The following is a 15,058-nucleotide window of genomic DNA, read 5'->3' on the forward strand; positions in this document are numbered from 1 at the left end:
CCCTATAATGGGGTTACCTAATCGTACTTAAAACGCCAATAACAAAGATAAGATTATGCAAAAAATAAAACTACTAGGTTACATTCTCTTTACTGTGTTGCTCACTATGATAACTCAAGCGCACGCAGCAATTAAGTCTATTGATGAATTTACTGGAAAGATGAATCATTTTCCGGGATATTTTTCATTTTTTTACGATACAGAAAACGGCAAGGTTTATTTAAAAGTAGATAAACTAGAGCAGCAATTTTTGCTACAGCAAAGCTTGCCAAATGGCTTGGGCTCTAACGATATAGGGCTCGATAGAGGGCAGCTTGGTAATACACACTTAGTGCAATTTGAGCGCTTTGGCGACAAAGTAATGCTACGTGCTGTAAATACTTACTATCGCGCAAATACCAGTAATAAAGCCGAGCAGCAAAGTATTAATGAAGCGTTTGCATCAAGTATATTAGCGGGCTTTAAAGTGGTTGCGCAAAATAAGCGGGCGCTATTAATCGATTACACTCCGTATTTACTTAGTGATGTACACGGTGTAAATCGAACCCTGGCAGCGACTAAACAAGGTAACTTTAATCTAGACGAATCGCGTAGTGCAGTTTATATGAGTCGCTCTAAAGCATTTATTAATAATACAGAGCTTGAAGCTGTGCTGACCTTTGCCGGTACTCAACCGGGTAAGTTTGTGCGTGAAATAAGCCCTGACGCTTATTCGTTAACTGTGCATATGCACCATTCACTAATTAAATTACCAGACGATAACTACACCCCGCGCAACTTCCATCCACAATCGGGTTTTTGGAGTATTGAGCATAAAAACTATGCTGCAGCACTTGGCGAGTCTATGTATGTGCGATATATACCACGCCATCGGTTAACTAAAAAAGATCCGAGTTTACCTATTAGCGAGCCCATTGAGCCGATTGTTTATTACCTTGATCCTGGGGTGCCGGAGCCGGTAAAAAGTGCATTGCTTGAAGGTGCACAGTGGTGGGATGAAGCGTTTAGTGCAGCGGGTTATAAAAATGCATTTATAATAAAAGTACTACCAACAAACGCTGATCCTATGGATATTCGCTACAACGTAGTGCAGTGGGTGCATCGTGCTACTCGTGGTTGGTCGTATGGCAGTTCGGTAATTGATCCGCGCACCGGCGAAATAATAAAAGGGCATGTAACGCTTGGTTCACTGCGCGTACGCCAAGATATTTTAATTGCAGAAGCGCTGGCTGCGCCTTACTTAAACGGCAATGAAATAGCAAAAACTCTACAAGCCATGGCGCTTGATCGTATTAGGCAGTTAAGTGCTCACGAAATTGGGCATACTTTAGGTATTTCTCATAACTTTGCCGCTTCAGTGGGCGATAGAGCCTCGGTAATGGATTATCCGCATCCGCTGCTTAGCTTTGATGAACAAGGCAAGCTTGATGTGTCACACGGTTATGCTACGGGTATGGGCGTGTGGGATACACAAGTTATTAAATACGGCTACAGCGACTTTACTAATCAAAACGAAGCAGCAGCATTGGCGGCTATTTTAAAAGAAAACAACACTAAAGGGCTCGAGTTTATATCTGATAGCGACGCACGCGCTGCCGGTGGTGCGCATCCTACGGCTCATTTGTGGGATAACGGCGCAGCACCAAGCGAAGAGCTATTAAGAGTACTAGAAGTGCGTAAGCAAGCACTCGCACAATTTGGTATTCATAATATAAAAACGGGAGAGGCGTTATCGCAATTAGAAGAAAAACTGGTGCCTTTGTATTTATTTCACCGTTACCAAGTAGAGGCGGTGGCTAAATTAATTGCTGGGGTAAATTACGAGTACGAAGTACGCGGTGATAAACCTGTAAAAGGCGCGCAAGTGGTTGCTAAGCAAGCGCAACAACAAGCGGTTAAAGCTATTTTAACCACTCTTGAGGGCAGTAATTTAGTGTTGCCAGAGTCAATACTCGCACTTATTCCACCTAAAGCGTATGGTGAGTCTAGAACGCGCGAAAGTATAGTGGGGCGCACTGGTTTAACCCTTGATGCTATGGCGCTACCTGAAGTTGCGGTGCAGCATAGCTTATCGTTATTACTAAATGCACAGCGTTTAAATCGCCTTGCGCAACAACAAGCGCGCAGTGATGATTTTTACAGTTTAGATGAGCTACTTTTACAGTTTTATAAGCAGGTTTTTGTGGCGTTGCCGTCCAATAACATGGTGGCAAAGATCACTCAGCGAGTGCAATTTTTAAGTGCTAAAACAATGGCTGAACTAGTGGCCAGCGATAACGTAAGCCCAGAAGTGCAAGCACAACTGCATTACTATTTAACTAAGCTAAAAGACGACTTTGAACAAAATTCATTGCTAAGCAACACCAGCATAGGTGAAAGCGCGTTTAAACAATATTTAGCTGAACAAGTTAACCTGTTTTTAACCACAGGTAGCTGGCCAGATAACTTTAAAGCATTACCAATCCCGCCAGGTTCGCCAATTTAAAAGGATCGCTTTTAGCAATAAAGCAGCAGACGGCTTTTAACTAAGAAATTAAAAAACACCGCGCTTAATTTAAACGCGGTGTTTTTTTGTATTACTCATTGCATAGGTTAAATACGCAGGGCTGTCTTTGTTATTGTGTTACTTTTGCTTGCATAAAGTTGTTTTTTTGTTAATCTACCCGCCTTCTGTTGTGGCTATTTTGAGGTGTTTATGGCGTTTTTATCTCGTTCGATATTGGCGTTGTCTGTAGCACTTTTAAGCAATAACGTATTTGCGCAAAAGCAGTGTGATGTAGAGCTTCGTCACGGTTTAATCATTACTGATGATATTATTCGCATTGTTGATAAAGGCCAAACCCGCGTACAAATTAATAATAATAACCAATTGTTTATCCGTGGCTATTGGATTGACTTAAGTGATGACGAAAGTAAAGTCCTTGAGCAGTTTAGCAGCGGTATTCGTCAAACTGTTCCTGAACTCGTTAACTTAGCCACCGATGGTGTTAATTTAGGGCTCAGTGCAATTGAGCATGTTGTTGAAGGCATGACAGATAAAGAATCAGAAGTGCTTAAAACGCAATTGCAGTACGTTGAACGTGCGCTAATGGATAAGTTTAAACGCGGCGATGATTTTTTCTTTATTGCGCCGCAATCACTTTCCAAAATAGACGACTTTTTCACTAAAGATATTAGCAAAAAAATTCACTCGGCAGTGCATGGCTCCCTCGGGGCTATTTTAATGTCGTTAGGCGATGCATTTAAATCGCGCGAAGGTAATATTGAAGATCGAATGAACGACATGAGCCAACGCATGGATATCATTTCATCAGAAATAGATAAATCACTCCAAGAAAAAGCCCGCCAACTCGAACTAAAAGCTGCAGAATACTGCGAATGTTTAAACGCCCTTGATGTGACCGAATCTCGCCTACAAGCCATAGTACCAGGTATGGTGAGCTTTGATTTAGTGCAAATAAAATCTTAAAAATTAAAAGCTGGCATTAGGTTTCAGGTGTCAGTAAGTAATTAGCCAAGCACGCATTTACAATTAGGCCTCGTAGTTGTGAACTACCCAGCGACTAAAAATCACTGGGTTTTCTCGCCAAGTTATCGATAAATTGCTTAGAACCTAGTGCCTAGCGTCTTCAACTTTTAACGCGCTAAAATATCACATATACGTTGGCATGCATTGCCGTCACCATAAGGGTTGTGAGCGCGACTCATTGTTTTATATGCAGCATCATCAGTTAACAACTCATTTAATGCTGCGGTGATCTTAGCTACATCGGTACCAACTAATTTCACTGTACCTGCTTCAACTGCCTCTGGGCGCTCTGTGGTATCACGCATAACTAATACAGGCTTACCTAAACTTGGTGCTTCTTCTTGAATGCCACCTGAGTCAGTTAAAATAATATGAGCACGATTCATCAAGTATACAAATGGCAGGTATTGTTGTGGCTCAATTAAATGTACGTTATCAACATCCTTTAAAATGCGCTTTACTGGCTCTTGTACATTCGGGTTTAAATGCACGGGATAAAGTATTTGCGTATTTGGATGAGTTTTTGCGGTTTGCGCTAATGCTTCGCAAATTCGCTCAAACCCGCCACCAAAACTTTCACGGCGATGGCCTGTAACCAATATAAGCTTTTTATTTTCATCAAGCATTGGGAATTGCGATGCGAGTGTATTGCTTAATTCTGCATCATTTTCAATTTGTTGTTTAACCATTAATAACGCATCAATTACTGTGTTACCCGTTACAGATATGTTTTCAGCCGCGTAGTTTTCTTTTAATAAGTTAGCTTTTGAATTTTCGGTGGGTGCTAAATGGTACTTTGTAAGTGAGCCGGTTAATTTACGATTACCTTCTTCTGGCCAGGGTGAGTAAATATTACCTGTACGCAAGCCTGCTTCGACATGACCTACTGCGATTTGCTCATAATAAGCCGCCAGACTTGCTGCAAAAGTAGTCGCGGTATCGCCATGAACAAGCACTACATCTGGCTTAAACTCTTTAAGTACGGGCGTAAACTCTAGCAGAATACGACTGGTTACTTCTGGTAGTGTTTGGCCCGCTTTCATCAGGTTCAAATCGTAGTCAGGGGTTATTTTAAACAGCTCAAGTACTTGGTCTAGCATTTCACGATGCTGCGCCGTTACACAAACTTTAGCTTCAAAGCGACTATCGTTAGTTAATGCATGTACTAGCGGCGCCATTTTTATCGCTTCTGGGCGGGTGCCAAATACGGTTAATACTTTCACTGTTATATCCTTTTAATAAATTAGAGTCTCGAAGCTCTATTATGCTCGTTATCTGTGTTAAAAGTGCTGTGTTTTTAGGCTGCCTTATCTTTCGTTACTAATACTTGATTGAAGCCTAAAAAGTTCCTTAGAGTTTAACCTCTTCAGCTGTTAACAAGCGATATTCACCCGCTGCTAGGTTTTCGTCTAGTTTAATATTGCCAATTTGTTCGCGGTGCAATTCAACCACTTTGTTGTCTACAGCGGCTAACATGCGCTTAACTTGGTGGTATTTACCTTCACAAATAGATAAACGTAAGCCGTAATTAGCGAGGCGCTCTGCTTTTGCCGGACGGGTTAGAGCTTTTTCGTTATGTAATTGTACCCCTTCGCGCAGTGCCTCTAACGATTCGTCAGTAATGGGCTCTTGGGTTTCTACTAAGTAGGTTTTAAATTTATTGTTTTTAGGAGACGTTATTTTATGCGACCAGTCGCCATCGTTGGTTAAGATAACTAAGCCAGTGGTGTCAATATCGAGGCGGCCTGCTACGTGAAAGTCGCTCATATTTGGCTCGTCAATTAAATCGAATACCGTTTTGTGTAGTTCATCACTATTGGCACTTACATAACCAACGGGTTTGTTTAACATGAAGTAGCGTTTACCTAAAAATACGAGTTGTTCACCTTGAAAAACTACTTCGTCTTGCTGCTTAATTTGAAAATCGAAAGCAGTGACCACTTCACCATTGACTAGTGCGGCTTGGCGTTTAATGCTGGCTCTGGCTTTTGAGCGTGGCAGCTCTGCTAAATGGCTAATAAATTTATCTAGGCGGCAAGGGAATTTCATTGGGGTTCACATTTTGAGTCGGCTACAATGGACGCGATTATAACGGATAGTGAAATACCATGACAGTGCAGGACACACAAATAATAAGCCTTTACCAAGCTAAGGTTGCATCGGGCGAGCTTAGCTTCGATGCTGCGCAAAATAATGCCGTACAGGCACTTAATTCGCTTAGTGAACAATTACAAATACACTATAGCTGGTGGCAAAAGTCGCCACTCATAAAAGGTGTGTATTTGTATGGACCGGTAGGGCGTGGTAAATCCATGTTAATGGATTTATTTTATAACAATGTTGCTATAAGTAAAAAGCAGCGGCTGCATTTTCATCACTTTATAGCGCAGGTGCACCAGCAGTTAGGGCAGTTACAAGGGCAAAAAGATCCGTTAATAATTATAGCTAAAAATTGGGCCAAAAATATTCGGGTGCTATGTTTTGATGAGTTTTTTGTTAGCGATATTGGCGACGCTATGATTATGGCTCGGCTGTTTGATGCGTTATTTAAACAAGGTGTAGTGTTGGTGGCCACTTCAAACGCAAAACCAGAGCAGCTTTACTATAATGGCCTACAGCGAGCACGGTTTTTACCTACTATAGATTTAATTAATAATTATTGCGAGATAGTAAATGTAGCGGGAGAGGAGGATCATCGTTTTCGTTATGGTAAAAATAGTAGTCATTACTTTATTAATTTACCCAGTGATGACTTTAAAGCTAAATTTTTAACGCAGTACCCGCAAGCATCGCACAGTGGCAATATCACGGTACACGGTAGAGCGCTGCCTTATTTATTAAAAACAGCAAATGCCTTAATGATTGATTTTATGGCGTTGTGCTCTGGCCCGCGTAGCGCTAACGATTACATGTTTTTAGCTCAGCAATTTTCTGTGTTATACGTGGCAAATGTGCCAAAAATGGGCGTTGGCGCAACCGGTAAAGTAATAGTGCACGGTATAGAGGACAGCTACCAGCGTGAAAAACAAACTCTAGACGAGCACTTTTTTGATGATGAAGCACGACGTTTTATTGCTTTGGTCGATGAGTTTTATGACTGCCATAAGTTACTGGTTATAAATGCACAGGCTGATATAGACACCTTGTATCAAGGTAAAAAACTAAGCTTTGAATATGCACGAACGCAATCGCGTATAGTCGAAATGCAAAATTGGTAAAAATAATAATCGTACTAGGAAGTAAATCAGGGCTAGGTTCTAGGTTAAACTCTAAACCTTAAACTCTAAACCTTAAACTCTGAGCTTAAATTTGAACACGTATATCTTTATTGAATTAAATAAATGACTTACTCCAACCATAATTAACATGCCCCTATAAAAATAGGGACATATTGATTATAGGTATATGGTTTTCTACTTATACCCATTTGGGTTATTTGACTGCCAGCGCCAGGTGTCTTGCATCATAGTATCGATGCCGCGCATCGCTTGCCAGCCTAGTTCGTTTAGGGCTTTTTCGGGAGCTGCGTAACAAGCGGCTATATCGCCAGGACGACGTGGTGACACTTGATATGGAACTGTTTGTCCACTGGCCTTAATAAAGGCGTTCACCATTTGCAGTACTGAATAACCGTTGCCTGTACCTAGGTTATAAACCAATGCACCGGTGTTTGTGGCAATTTTATTCAGCGCTTTTAAATGTCCTAAAGCTAAGTCGACTACGTGAATGTAGTCGCGCACGCCGGTGCCATCTACTGTGTCGTAATCATCGCCAAATACGGCTAGTTGCTTGAGCTTACCCACAGCAACTTGTGAAATATACGGTAATAAATTATTAGGGATCCCGTTCGGATCTTCGCCAATTAACCCCGATTCATGCGCGCCTACTGGATTAAAGTAACGCAAAATAGCAAAGGCAAAGCGCTCGTCTGATTTTGCGATATCTTGCAACATCATTTCAACCATTAACTTTGATGTGCCATAAGGGTTGGTGGTGCCACCAACAGGAAAGTCTTCTTTAATAGGTAAGCTTGCTGGGTCGCCATAAACGGTTGCTGATGAGCTAAATACTAACTTAAATACACCCGCATCGCGCATCGCATCAACTAGTGTTAATGTACCTTGTACGTTATTTTGATAGTACTCAATTGGTTTTACAACCGACTCACCCACCGCTTTTAAGCCAGCAAAGTGAATTACGCTATCAATAGTATGCTTAGCAAATACTGAGTCTAAAAATGCTTTATCGAGAATATCACCTTGGTAAAAAGTTACTTCTTTACCGGTAATTTTTTTAACGCGCGTAAGTGACTCTGATGATGAGTTGCTTAAATTATCAATAACAACAACATTACTGTTTTGTTGTAAAAGTTCTAAAACAGTGTGCGAGCCAATATAGCCTGCGCCACCGGTTACTAAAATAGTCATGAATGCTCCGTGGATACCTTTTATCAATAGTGTTGATTGCACCATAAATTGCGATATTTTACATGCATTATCTGCTTTAAATACGCTGTTATTTTAAAAAAGCTAGATTTACATATTTGATTACATTTTGAACGCTTTAAATAACACTTATGTCATAAGATTAAGTTATAGTTAATAAACAGCTGTTAAAATGAACTCAGTTATTTAGGTGTTAATACTGAGCATGCCCTAATTGCAATAATGTAATATTCGGCGCACCTTTTTGGAGAGTGATATGAATCCAGTAAACAAAATCGCAATGTTAATGTGCTTTGCACTACCAGCACTTGCCCATGCGGGTGAGTCGGCTATTAAATGGCATGATTTTAAAGACTATCGTGATGTACGCGAATCCAATCAAGGTAAAGCTTCGTACCATAAGCATATAGCGAGCAGTATTGAAGAGCATGTTGCTAAACTTGCAGAGCAATTGCCAAAAGACTACAAACTTAGCCTAGAGATTACTGATGTCGATTTAGCTGGCGATGTACGCTATGGCGGTATAAATGAAATCAGGGTGGTTAAGCCTATTTACTTTCCGCAACTCAAACTTAATTATTCACTTACTAATGAAAAAGGTGAGGTAATAAGTGCAGCAAGTGATGTAAAGCTTAAAGATATGGGCTTTATGGATAAAATTAAAATGGGCCGAGATGGACCTTTCAATTACGAAAAACGCTTACTTACAGAGTGGTTTGGTGAGGAAATATTACCGAAAGTTGATTAACTAAGCTTTACAAAAACGCCGCTAAATAGCGGCGCTTTTAATGCTTATAGAATCATAAACTTTTTAACTAAAGTTTACGTTACTTAAACGTAGCTAACAAAGTAAGTAGTTGCTGTAATTTAATAACGGTGGTTTTAAGTTTTTCTTCATTAAAACCGTCACTAGATAAGCTCTCTACGTCGGCTGCTACATCAAGCACATATGGCTTAAAGCGTTTAGCTTCAAAGGTAAAACCTGAGTCGGCTGTAAAGAGTGCTTTAAATTTGCCGTGACCTTGCTGTTGTAACTCGTCGAGTTTTTTGTCAGCATCAAGCGCCTGTCGGTAAACAATTTTTAAGTTAGCGTTGAGTTGTTCAATAATAGAATCCATGGTTTTCCTAAAGCTTTGTATTGAGTTGCCGATAATTTATTATGTAGCATGCGTATACTGTATATGTTACTTGGATTATATTTAAAAGTCAGGTTTTTAGCACTGTGCCTTGTTTAACTCCTTTTAAATAATTGTACAACAAACACTGATTAAAGGTGGGTTAATTTTATGAATATATCAGGCGGAAATTTACCGGTAATGCCAAGTTCAAGCCAAGGCGGCGAAGTGTTGAGCGCTGCATTGTCTAAAAAACAGCAACTAGCTGATGGCGCAGCTGCATTAGCACTGATTGAGGGGGCTGCGCAGTCATCCAGCGCGCAAACACCGACTAAGTCGGCGACTGCAACACTGGGTAATAACGTAAACATTTACGTTTAAATACTGCTTTAAATTAACTTAAGATCGATAGGTGTTTTACTTTTTTCACCGCCAATCTCTCTGACCAATTTAGGCACTAAAAAACCAGGTAGGGCTTCTAACAGCTCTGCCATTATTTTTATTGCTTGCTCCTCACTAATGTCAAAGTGGCTTGCCCCTTCTACCTTATCTAGCAAATGTAGATAATAGGGCAATACATCGGCATCAAATAACGCTTCACTTAAATTCACTTGTGCTGCAGTTGTATCGTTCACGTCTTTTAAAATAACCGCTTGATTAAATAGCACTACACCTACTTGTTTAAGCTTTTGCATTGCGGCTTTAAAGTCGTCGTCTATTTCGTTGGCATGGTTTATATGATTAACAAACACAATTTTTAATGGCGACCTTGCAAGTCTTTCGCATAACTCATCGGTGATGCGCGCCGGAATAACCACCGGCAGACGGGTATGAATTCGCATGCGTTTAATTTGTGGTAGTTGCTCAAGCTCATCTAAAAACCAACTAATGGCATCGTCTTTGGCCATAAGCGGATCGCCACCACTTAAAATCACTTCATTTATATTATTGTCGGATTTTATATAGCTAAGCGCATCTAGCAGGCTACGCTTATTAAGTTGGTTTTCTTGATACGGAAAATGGCGTCTAAAACAATAGCGGCAATTTACTGCACAACCGGTTTTAAACATTACTAAAACACGCGATTTATACTTGTGTAATAGCCCTGGCTGCTGGTTACTTTGCTCAAGCAGGGGATCTTTATTAAAACCACTTTTAGTTAAGAATTCTTGATGGCGCGGCATAACTTGTAATAATAATGGATCGTTTGCATCGCCTTTACGCATTTTTTTTATAAATGGTATTGGCACACGAACTGGGAACAAGCTACGAGCTTTTATGTCGTTATCATGGACTTGGCTCGATAAACCGACCATTTCTAGCAACACTTTTGGGCAGGTAACTACATTTGCTAATTCTTTTTGCCAGTTTTTATGCAAATTTGCTTCATTTCTTTGTATCATTGGCACGTAGATTACTCGAAAAAATATAAATAGAGGAAACGATGGCGAATTATAGCACCAACGAGTTCAAGGGCGGCCTAAAAATTATGATGGATGGCGAGCCTAGTAGTATCATAGAAAATGAAATGGTAAAACCTGGTAAAGGCCAAGCGTTTAACCGTGTTCGTATCCGTAAACTTATTTCAGGTAAAGTACTTGAAAAAACCTTTAAATCGGGTGAATCTGTTGAAGGTGCTGATGTAATGGATACTGATTTAGCGTATTTATACACAGACGGCGAATTTTGGCATTTCATGAATAACGAAACATTTGAGCAAATTGCTGCTGACGAAAAAGCGTTAGGCGATGCGGGTAAATGGTTAGTTGAAAATGACGTGTGTACAATTACATTATGGAACGGTAATCCTATTGTAGTAACACCACCTAACTTTGTTGAGCTTGAGATCACTGAAACTGATCCGGGCCTTAAAGGTGATACAGCCGGAACTGGCGGTAAACCTGCAACATTAAGTACAGGTGCTGTAGTACGTGTTCCACTATTTGTACAAATAGGCGAAGTTATTAAAGTAGACACTCGTAACGGTGAATACGTAAGCCGCGTTAAGTAATTTTAAGCGTCGCTTTATAAAATCCTAGCTTAAAAGCTGGGATTTTTTTTGGAGAAAATATGTCAGTAAATCTTTGGGCTCCCAGTGCAAGTATTGCAACACTTAAGCAGCGAGCTGTTATTTTACGCAGTATTCGCGAGTTCTTTTATGCTCGCAATGTAATGGAAGTAGAAACCCCCAGTTTAAGCGGAGCCAGTGTAACCGATATACACTTAGTGAGTTTTAACACTCGATTTGTAGGCCCAGGGCACGCCAGCGGCCTTGAGCTATATTTACAAACCTCTCCAGAGTTTGCAATGAAGCGCTTGTTAGCGGCGGGCTCAGGGCCTATATTTCAGTTGTGTAAAGCATTTAGAAACGAAGAAGCTGGCAGCCATCATAATCCAGAATTTACTATGCTGGAATGGTATAGACCGGGGTTTGACGAATTTGCATTAATGGCTGAAATAGATGAGCTAATGCAGCTTATTTTAGATGTTGCGCCGAGTGAACGGTTAACTTACCAACACGCATTTGAACAAGTACTTGGGCTTGATCCACTCACTGCTAGTTTAGAGCAATTACAACAACTTGCCTGTGAGCAAGGGTTTGCTGATATAGCTAAAAATGAAACGCATAGAGATACTTTACTGCAGCTTTTATTTTGTATGAAAGTAGAGCCAACAATTGGCCAACATAAGCCGTGTTTTGTGTATCACTTTCCGGCATCGCAAGCAGCACTGGCACAAATTTGCGATCATGACAGTCGCGTAGCAGGGCGGTTTGAGCTGTATTATAAAAATATGGAATTAGCTAATGGCTTTAACGAGCTAACTAATGCGACAGAGCAAGCTAAGCGTTTTAATGACGATAATGAATATCGTAAACAAAATGGCTTAAAGCAAGTACCAATGGATAAGCATTTAATTGCTGCGCTTGAACATGGATTAGCGCCTTGTGCAGGGGTAGCGCTGGGCATAGACAGGCTAGTAATGTTAGCCACGCAAAAGAGTAATATAAAAGAAGTTATTGCGTTTGATGTGACAAGGGCTTAAAGCAACTTAACATGCAGGGGGGCTGTCAGTTAGTAACTAACCTCTCGCATGATCAGGCTCTACGACTACCACATAAAAAACCGCGTTTATTTTAATAAACGCGGTTTTTTTAACAGAGTACTAAAAGCTGTCAGCTTTACTTTATAAATTAAGTGTAAAGGTAACGCCAGCTACACGTGGTTCACCAAGTTGGGTGTAGGTATGATCAGCGTAACCATCAAGTGGGTTGTTGCCAAACTCAAAACCGCGAGTAGGTACTGTTTCGTCAAACACGTTACGTGCCCAAGCGCGTACAGCCCAGCTATCGGCTTCATAACCTAAGCTTACATTCACTAAATTACTGTTTGGTGCTTGTGCATTATGGCTATCTGAGAAGTAATAATCGTCTTTGCCTTCAACGCCTACCATGGCATAAAGCTCGTTGGTAAGGTTGTAACGGGCACTCAGTGCGTATTGATATTTAGGTGACTGTGCTTGGTCGCGACCGTCTTGGTTTAAACCCGCTTTAGTTACAAATTTATTTATTTTAGTATTTAAATAACCAGCACTACCGCTAATAAGTAAATCGTCGGTTAGCTGGTAGCTACCTTCAAGTTCAAGACCATAGTTACTGCCAGAGCTCGCGTTATCTACATAACCGGTAAACTTCTGATCTTGTACTTGCCACGACTTTAATTGAATGTTGTCGCGGTGCATATAAAATGCAGCTAAACGCAGAACAAATTTGTCATCAAGGGATGATCCTTTAACACCAAACTCACCGCTCCATAAGTATTCTGGATCAAAACTGGTGTGTTGTTTAAAAAATTCAGTATCAAGGTTTAAGCCTTCATCTTTGGCTTTAGCGAGCGCTTCAGAGTTAATGCCGCCTGCTTTATAACCACGGGTAATGCTGGTGTAGATCATGGTGCGATCAATTACTTGGTACTCAAGCGCTATTTTTCCGCCGACCATAATGTCGTCGGTATCTTCAATAAAACCGTTATTATCGGTGTAATCACCTTGGTATTGCTCAACACGTAAGCCAGTAATTAAGGTGGTTTTAGGCCCAATAGGAGTCGCTAATTGGCCATATACTGCCACGTTATTGGTTTCATACGTTGAGTTAAATGGGCTAGCTAACCAGGTATATTGGCGTTCTAAATCTACGTCGCGGTTTTGATAGTAAAGACCTGCAACCCAGTTGCCGGTTTTGCTTTTAAATTGTAAATCGACCCCTTGATCATCGCGATCGCGGCTGTAAACATCAGTTGAGCTGTAACCATCAGGATGCAAACCGGCGGCGCAAAGCTGCGGTTTACTCGGATCGTTACATACCCAATCTTCATCAAAGCTATAAAATAATTCACTGTCGATCGCCGATAAACTTAAGTTTACGTCAAATAAATCAAAGCCCGTATAAGTGTTATTTAGACCAATAGCGTAACTTAATTGGTTATCTTCACCGGGTTCATCGGCAACGCTGTTACGGCCGTTATCAAGTGCGAATGTGTCGTAACCGTTGTTAATATCTATATAGTGTAGATTTAATTCTGTGCTTAAATTGGCAGTTATTTGGCTGTTTAATTTAAAGCGTGCTACTTGCTCGTCTTGCCCTTGAGTTGGCTTATTTAGGTATAGGTTATCTACATAGCCGTCTGATTTTCTACGAAAGTAGCTAACACGAGCGCTGGTATCGTCGGTTAAACCTGTACTTGCAGCAAGACCTGCTTCGCGGCTGTTGTAAGTGCCTGCACCTACTTGTAGTTTTAAACTAGGATCGCTTGTTGCTTGCGCCGATTGCATTTGGATCATACCTGCCATACCGTCGGCACCAAAGCGTGTACCTTGTGGGCCACGGTAAATTTCTACTTGGTCAATATCAAATAATAATGCACTGCCACCAAGGCCTGAGTAGTTAATGCCATCAATAACTAAACCAACCGAAGGGTTTATGGGGTCAACAAACTGTGAACGTAGTCCTACGCCACGAATTTGAATATAACGACCACGAGAAGCTCCAGAAGCAAAATTAATATTGGCAGTACTCCCAAGCATTTCATCTAGGTAGGTTGCACCTCGTAAATTAACTTCATCTTCGCTAAATAAGCTGGCGCTAGCACTTAAGGTTTGAATGCTTTCTCGTTGAAAATCACCAGTAACAACAATGCGTTCTAGATCTGTATCGTCAGCGTTGGCGGTAACTGATGCACCAAACAGTGGTAATAATGCGGCGGTAATTAAAGACAAACGTAAGTTCATTAGGTTACTTAACTCCATTTTAGGGACTTGCATGGTAGCAATTATTTCAGTACATGTGCTATAAACGCGGCAATTATACGTTAAATAATTTGGATTACGAATATGACCTTTACAGTAGACTTTAAAGTGCGAGACTACGAATGCGACCTACAAGGCATTGTAAATAATAGTGTGTATTTTAATTACTTAGAGCATGCGCGCCATGAATTTTTGCATGCACATGGGGTTGATTTTGCTCAGCTTGCCAAAGATAAAATTAACCTGGTCGTGATGCGCAGCGAAATGGATTATAAACAGTCATTATTACCGGGTGATGAATTTTATGTAGCTGTAGAGCCACAACGTATTAGCCGACTTAAATTTGCTTTTAAACAAACTCTGATCCGTAAACACGATGAAAGAATAATGCTTAATGCATTGGTAATCGGCACAGCTTTAAATGAAAAAGGTCGGCCATTTTTACCAGCGCAAATAGATAATTTATTTAAAACGGATTCTGATTGAAGTACCCCCAGATAAATCAAGGGGATTCTTGTCGTCAACGGTTTAAGCATTGTGATACTAGATCACTTTAGACTTCTAAAACCTCTTACAAGCATTTAATGTGTCGGTACTACCTACCGCCACAAATTATTTAAGCTATTAGCCTTAATCCCTCATTATGGATATTAATAGCAGCATTA

The 15,058-nt window shown here is 40.6% G+C and carries 14 protein-coding genes; 8 read left to right on the plus strand and 6 right to left on the minus strand.

Annotation, left to right across the window (positions count from 1 at the left end; all coding sequences use genetic code 11):
* The first annotated feature begins 55 nt into the window (after positions 1-55).
* Together H5079_RS10915 and H5079_RS10920 are read left to right on the plus strand one after the other, a co-directional pair.
* Entirely contained in the window at positions 56-2,485 is a 2,430-nt protein-coding gene (locus tag H5079_RS10915) for a zinc-dependent metalloprotease (protein WP_182684097.1), read from the plus strand.
* Positions 2,486-2,695: 210 nt separating this feature from the next.
* Positions 2,696-3,469, plus strand: a complete 774-nt coding sequence (locus H5079_RS10920) for a YggN family protein (protein ID WP_089367746.1) — start codon at positions 2,696-2,698, stop codon at positions 3,467-3,469.
* Between the two features lie 167 nt (positions 3,470-3,636).
* On the opposite strand, the gene wecB is transcribed toward H5079_RS10920, so the two are convergent.
* Positions 3,637-4,752, minus strand: coding sequence for a non-hydrolyzing UDP-N-acetylglucosamine 2-epimerase (wecB, locus tag H5079_RS10925; protein ID WP_182684098.1), 1,116 nt, complete (start codon positions 4,750-4,752; stop codon positions 3,637-3,639).
* A 127-nt stretch (positions 4,753-4,879) separates the two neighbouring features.
* On the minus strand, positions 4,880-5,578 hold the full coding sequence (gene rsuA / locus H5079_RS10930; RefSeq protein WP_182684099.1) for a 16S rRNA pseudouridine(516) synthase RsuA: 699 nt from the start codon (positions 5,576-5,578) through the stop codon (positions 4,880-4,882).
* Between the two features lie 59 nt (positions 5,579-5,637).
* Here rsuA and zapE point away from each other — a divergent pair, with 59 nt between their 5' ends.
* Positions 5,638-6,747: a cell division protein ZapE gene (gene zapE, locus H5079_RS10935; protein WP_182684100.1), complete on the plus strand. Its 1,110-nt coding sequence runs from the start codon at positions 5,638-5,640 to the stop codon at positions 6,745-6,747.
* A 195-nt stretch (positions 6,748-6,942) separates the two neighbouring features.
* On the opposite strand, the gene galE is transcribed toward zapE, so the two are convergent.
* On the minus strand, positions 6,943-7,956 hold the full coding sequence (gene galE, locus H5079_RS10940; RefSeq protein ID WP_182684101.1) for a UDP-glucose 4-epimerase GalE: 1,014 nt from the start codon (positions 7,954-7,956) through the stop codon (positions 6,943-6,945).
* A 274-nt stretch (positions 7,957-8,230) separates the two neighbouring features.
* Between galE and H5079_RS10945 the strand changes: the two genes are divergently transcribed.
* Positions 8,231-8,722, plus strand: a complete 492-nt coding sequence (locus tag H5079_RS10945) for a DUF3016 domain-containing protein (protein ID WP_182684102.1) — start codon at positions 8,231-8,233, stop codon at positions 8,720-8,722.
* Between the two features lie 79 nt (positions 8,723-8,801).
* Here the strand turns inward: H5079_RS10945 and H5079_RS10950 are convergent, their stop codons facing one another.
* Entirely contained in the window at positions 8,802-9,092 is a 291-nt protein-coding gene (locus H5079_RS10950; RefSeq protein ID WP_011327181.1) for a hypothetical protein, read from the minus strand.
* 168 nt (positions 9,093-9,260) lie between these two features.
* On the opposite strand from H5079_RS10950, the gene H5079_RS10955 reads away from it, so the two are divergent.
* Complete coding sequence (locus H5079_RS10955) at positions 9,261-9,470, plus strand: hypothetical protein (protein ID WP_089367752.1); 210 nt, start codon at positions 9,261-9,263, stop codon at positions 9,468-9,470.
* A gap of 8 nt (positions 9,471-9,478) precedes the next feature.
* Here H5079_RS10955 and epmB read toward each other — a convergent pair whose 3' ends face one another.
* On the minus strand, positions 9,479-10,492 hold the full coding sequence (gene epmB / locus H5079_RS10960) for an EF-P beta-lysylation protein EpmB (RefSeq protein ID WP_041454337.1): 1,014 nt from the start codon (positions 10,490-10,492) through the stop codon (positions 9,479-9,481).
* 41 nt (positions 10,493-10,533) lie between these two features.
* Here epmB and efp point away from each other — a divergent pair, with 41 nt between their 5' ends.
* Together efp and epmA are read left to right on the plus strand one after the other, a co-directional pair.
* Positions 10,534-11,100 carry an elongation factor P gene (gene efp / locus H5079_RS10965; protein ID WP_011327184.1) on the plus strand — a complete coding sequence of 189 codons (567 nt, stop codon included), beginning with the start codon at positions 10,534-10,536 and terminating at the stop codon, positions 11,098-11,100.
* Between the two features lie 59 nt (positions 11,101-11,159).
* A complete protein-coding gene (epmA, locus tag H5079_RS10970) occupies positions 11,160-12,134 on the plus strand; it encodes an elongation factor P--(R)-beta-lysine ligase (RefSeq protein ID WP_011327185.1) in 975 nt (324 codons plus the stop codon).
* Positions 12,135-12,275: 141 nt separating this feature from the next.
* On the opposite strand, the gene H5079_RS10975 is transcribed toward epmA, so the two are convergent.
* Entirely contained in the window at positions 12,276-14,375 is a 2,100-nt protein-coding gene (locus H5079_RS10975; protein WP_182684107.1) for a TonB-dependent receptor, read from the minus strand.
* Positions 14,376-14,477: 102 nt separating this feature from the next.
* Here H5079_RS10975 and H5079_RS10980 point away from each other — a divergent pair, with 102 nt between their 5' ends.
* On the plus strand, positions 14,478-14,879 hold the full coding sequence (locus H5079_RS10980) for a thioesterase family protein (protein ID WP_182684103.1): 402 nt from the start codon (positions 14,478-14,480) through the stop codon (positions 14,877-14,879).
* Positions 14,880-15,058: the final 179 nt, after the last annotated feature.

The organism is Pseudoalteromonas sp. SG44-5 (assembly GCF_014164175.1).
Lineage (GTDB): Bacteria > Pseudomonadota > Gammaproteobacteria > Enterobacterales > Alteromonadaceae > Pseudoalteromonas > Pseudoalteromonas nigrifaciens.

What these genes read in the sequence shown, in the direction of transcription:
- zapE (WP_182684100.1), top strand. Translation starts at nt 5,638, where the DNA reads ATGACAGTGCAGGACACACAAATAATAAGCCTTTACCAAGCTAAGGTT.
- H5079_RS10980 (WP_182684103.1), top strand. Translation starts at nt 14,478, where the DNA reads ATGACCTTTACAGTAGACTTTAAAGTGCGAGACTACGAATGCGACCTA.
- H5079_RS10975 (WP_182684107.1), bottom strand. Translation starts at nt 14,375, where the DNA reads ATGAACTTACGTTTGTCTTTAATTACCGCCGCATTATTACCACTGTTT.
- efp (WP_011327184.1), top strand. Translation starts at nt 10,534, where the DNA reads ATGGCGAATTATAGCACCAACGAGTTCAAGGGCGGCCTAAAAATTATG.
- H5079_RS10915 (WP_182684097.1), top strand. Translation starts at nt 56, where the DNA reads ATGCAAAAAATAAAACTACTAGGTTACATTCTCTTTACTGTGTTGCTC.
- H5079_RS10920 (WP_089367746.1), top strand. Translation starts at nt 2,696, where the DNA reads ATGGCGTTTTTATCTCGTTCGATATTGGCGTTGTCTGTAGCACTTTTA.
- H5079_RS10950 (WP_011327181.1), bottom strand. Translation starts at nt 9,092, where the DNA reads ATGGATTCTATTATTGAACAACTCAACGCTAACTTAAAAATTGTTTAC.
- H5079_RS10955 (WP_089367752.1), top strand. Translation starts at nt 9,261, where the DNA reads ATGAATATATCAGGCGGAAATTTACCGGTAATGCCAAGTTCAAGCCAA.
- epmB (WP_041454337.1), bottom strand. Translation starts at nt 10,492, where the DNA reads ATGATACAAAGAAATGAAGCAAATTTGCATAAAAACTGGCAAAAAGAA.
- rsuA (WP_182684099.1), bottom strand. Translation starts at nt 5,578, where the DNA reads ATGAAATTCCCTTGCCGCCTAGATAAATTTATTAGCCATTTAGCAGAG.
- galE (WP_182684101.1), bottom strand. Translation starts at nt 7,956, where the DNA reads ATGACTATTTTAGTAACCGGTGGCGCAGGCTATATTGGCTCGCACACT.
- H5079_RS10945 (WP_182684102.1), top strand. Translation starts at nt 8,231, where the DNA reads ATGAATCCAGTAAACAAAATCGCAATGTTAATGTGCTTTGCACTACCA.
- epmA (WP_011327185.1), top strand. Translation starts at nt 11,160, where the DNA reads ATGTCAGTAAATCTTTGGGCTCCCAGTGCAAGTATTGCAACACTTAAG.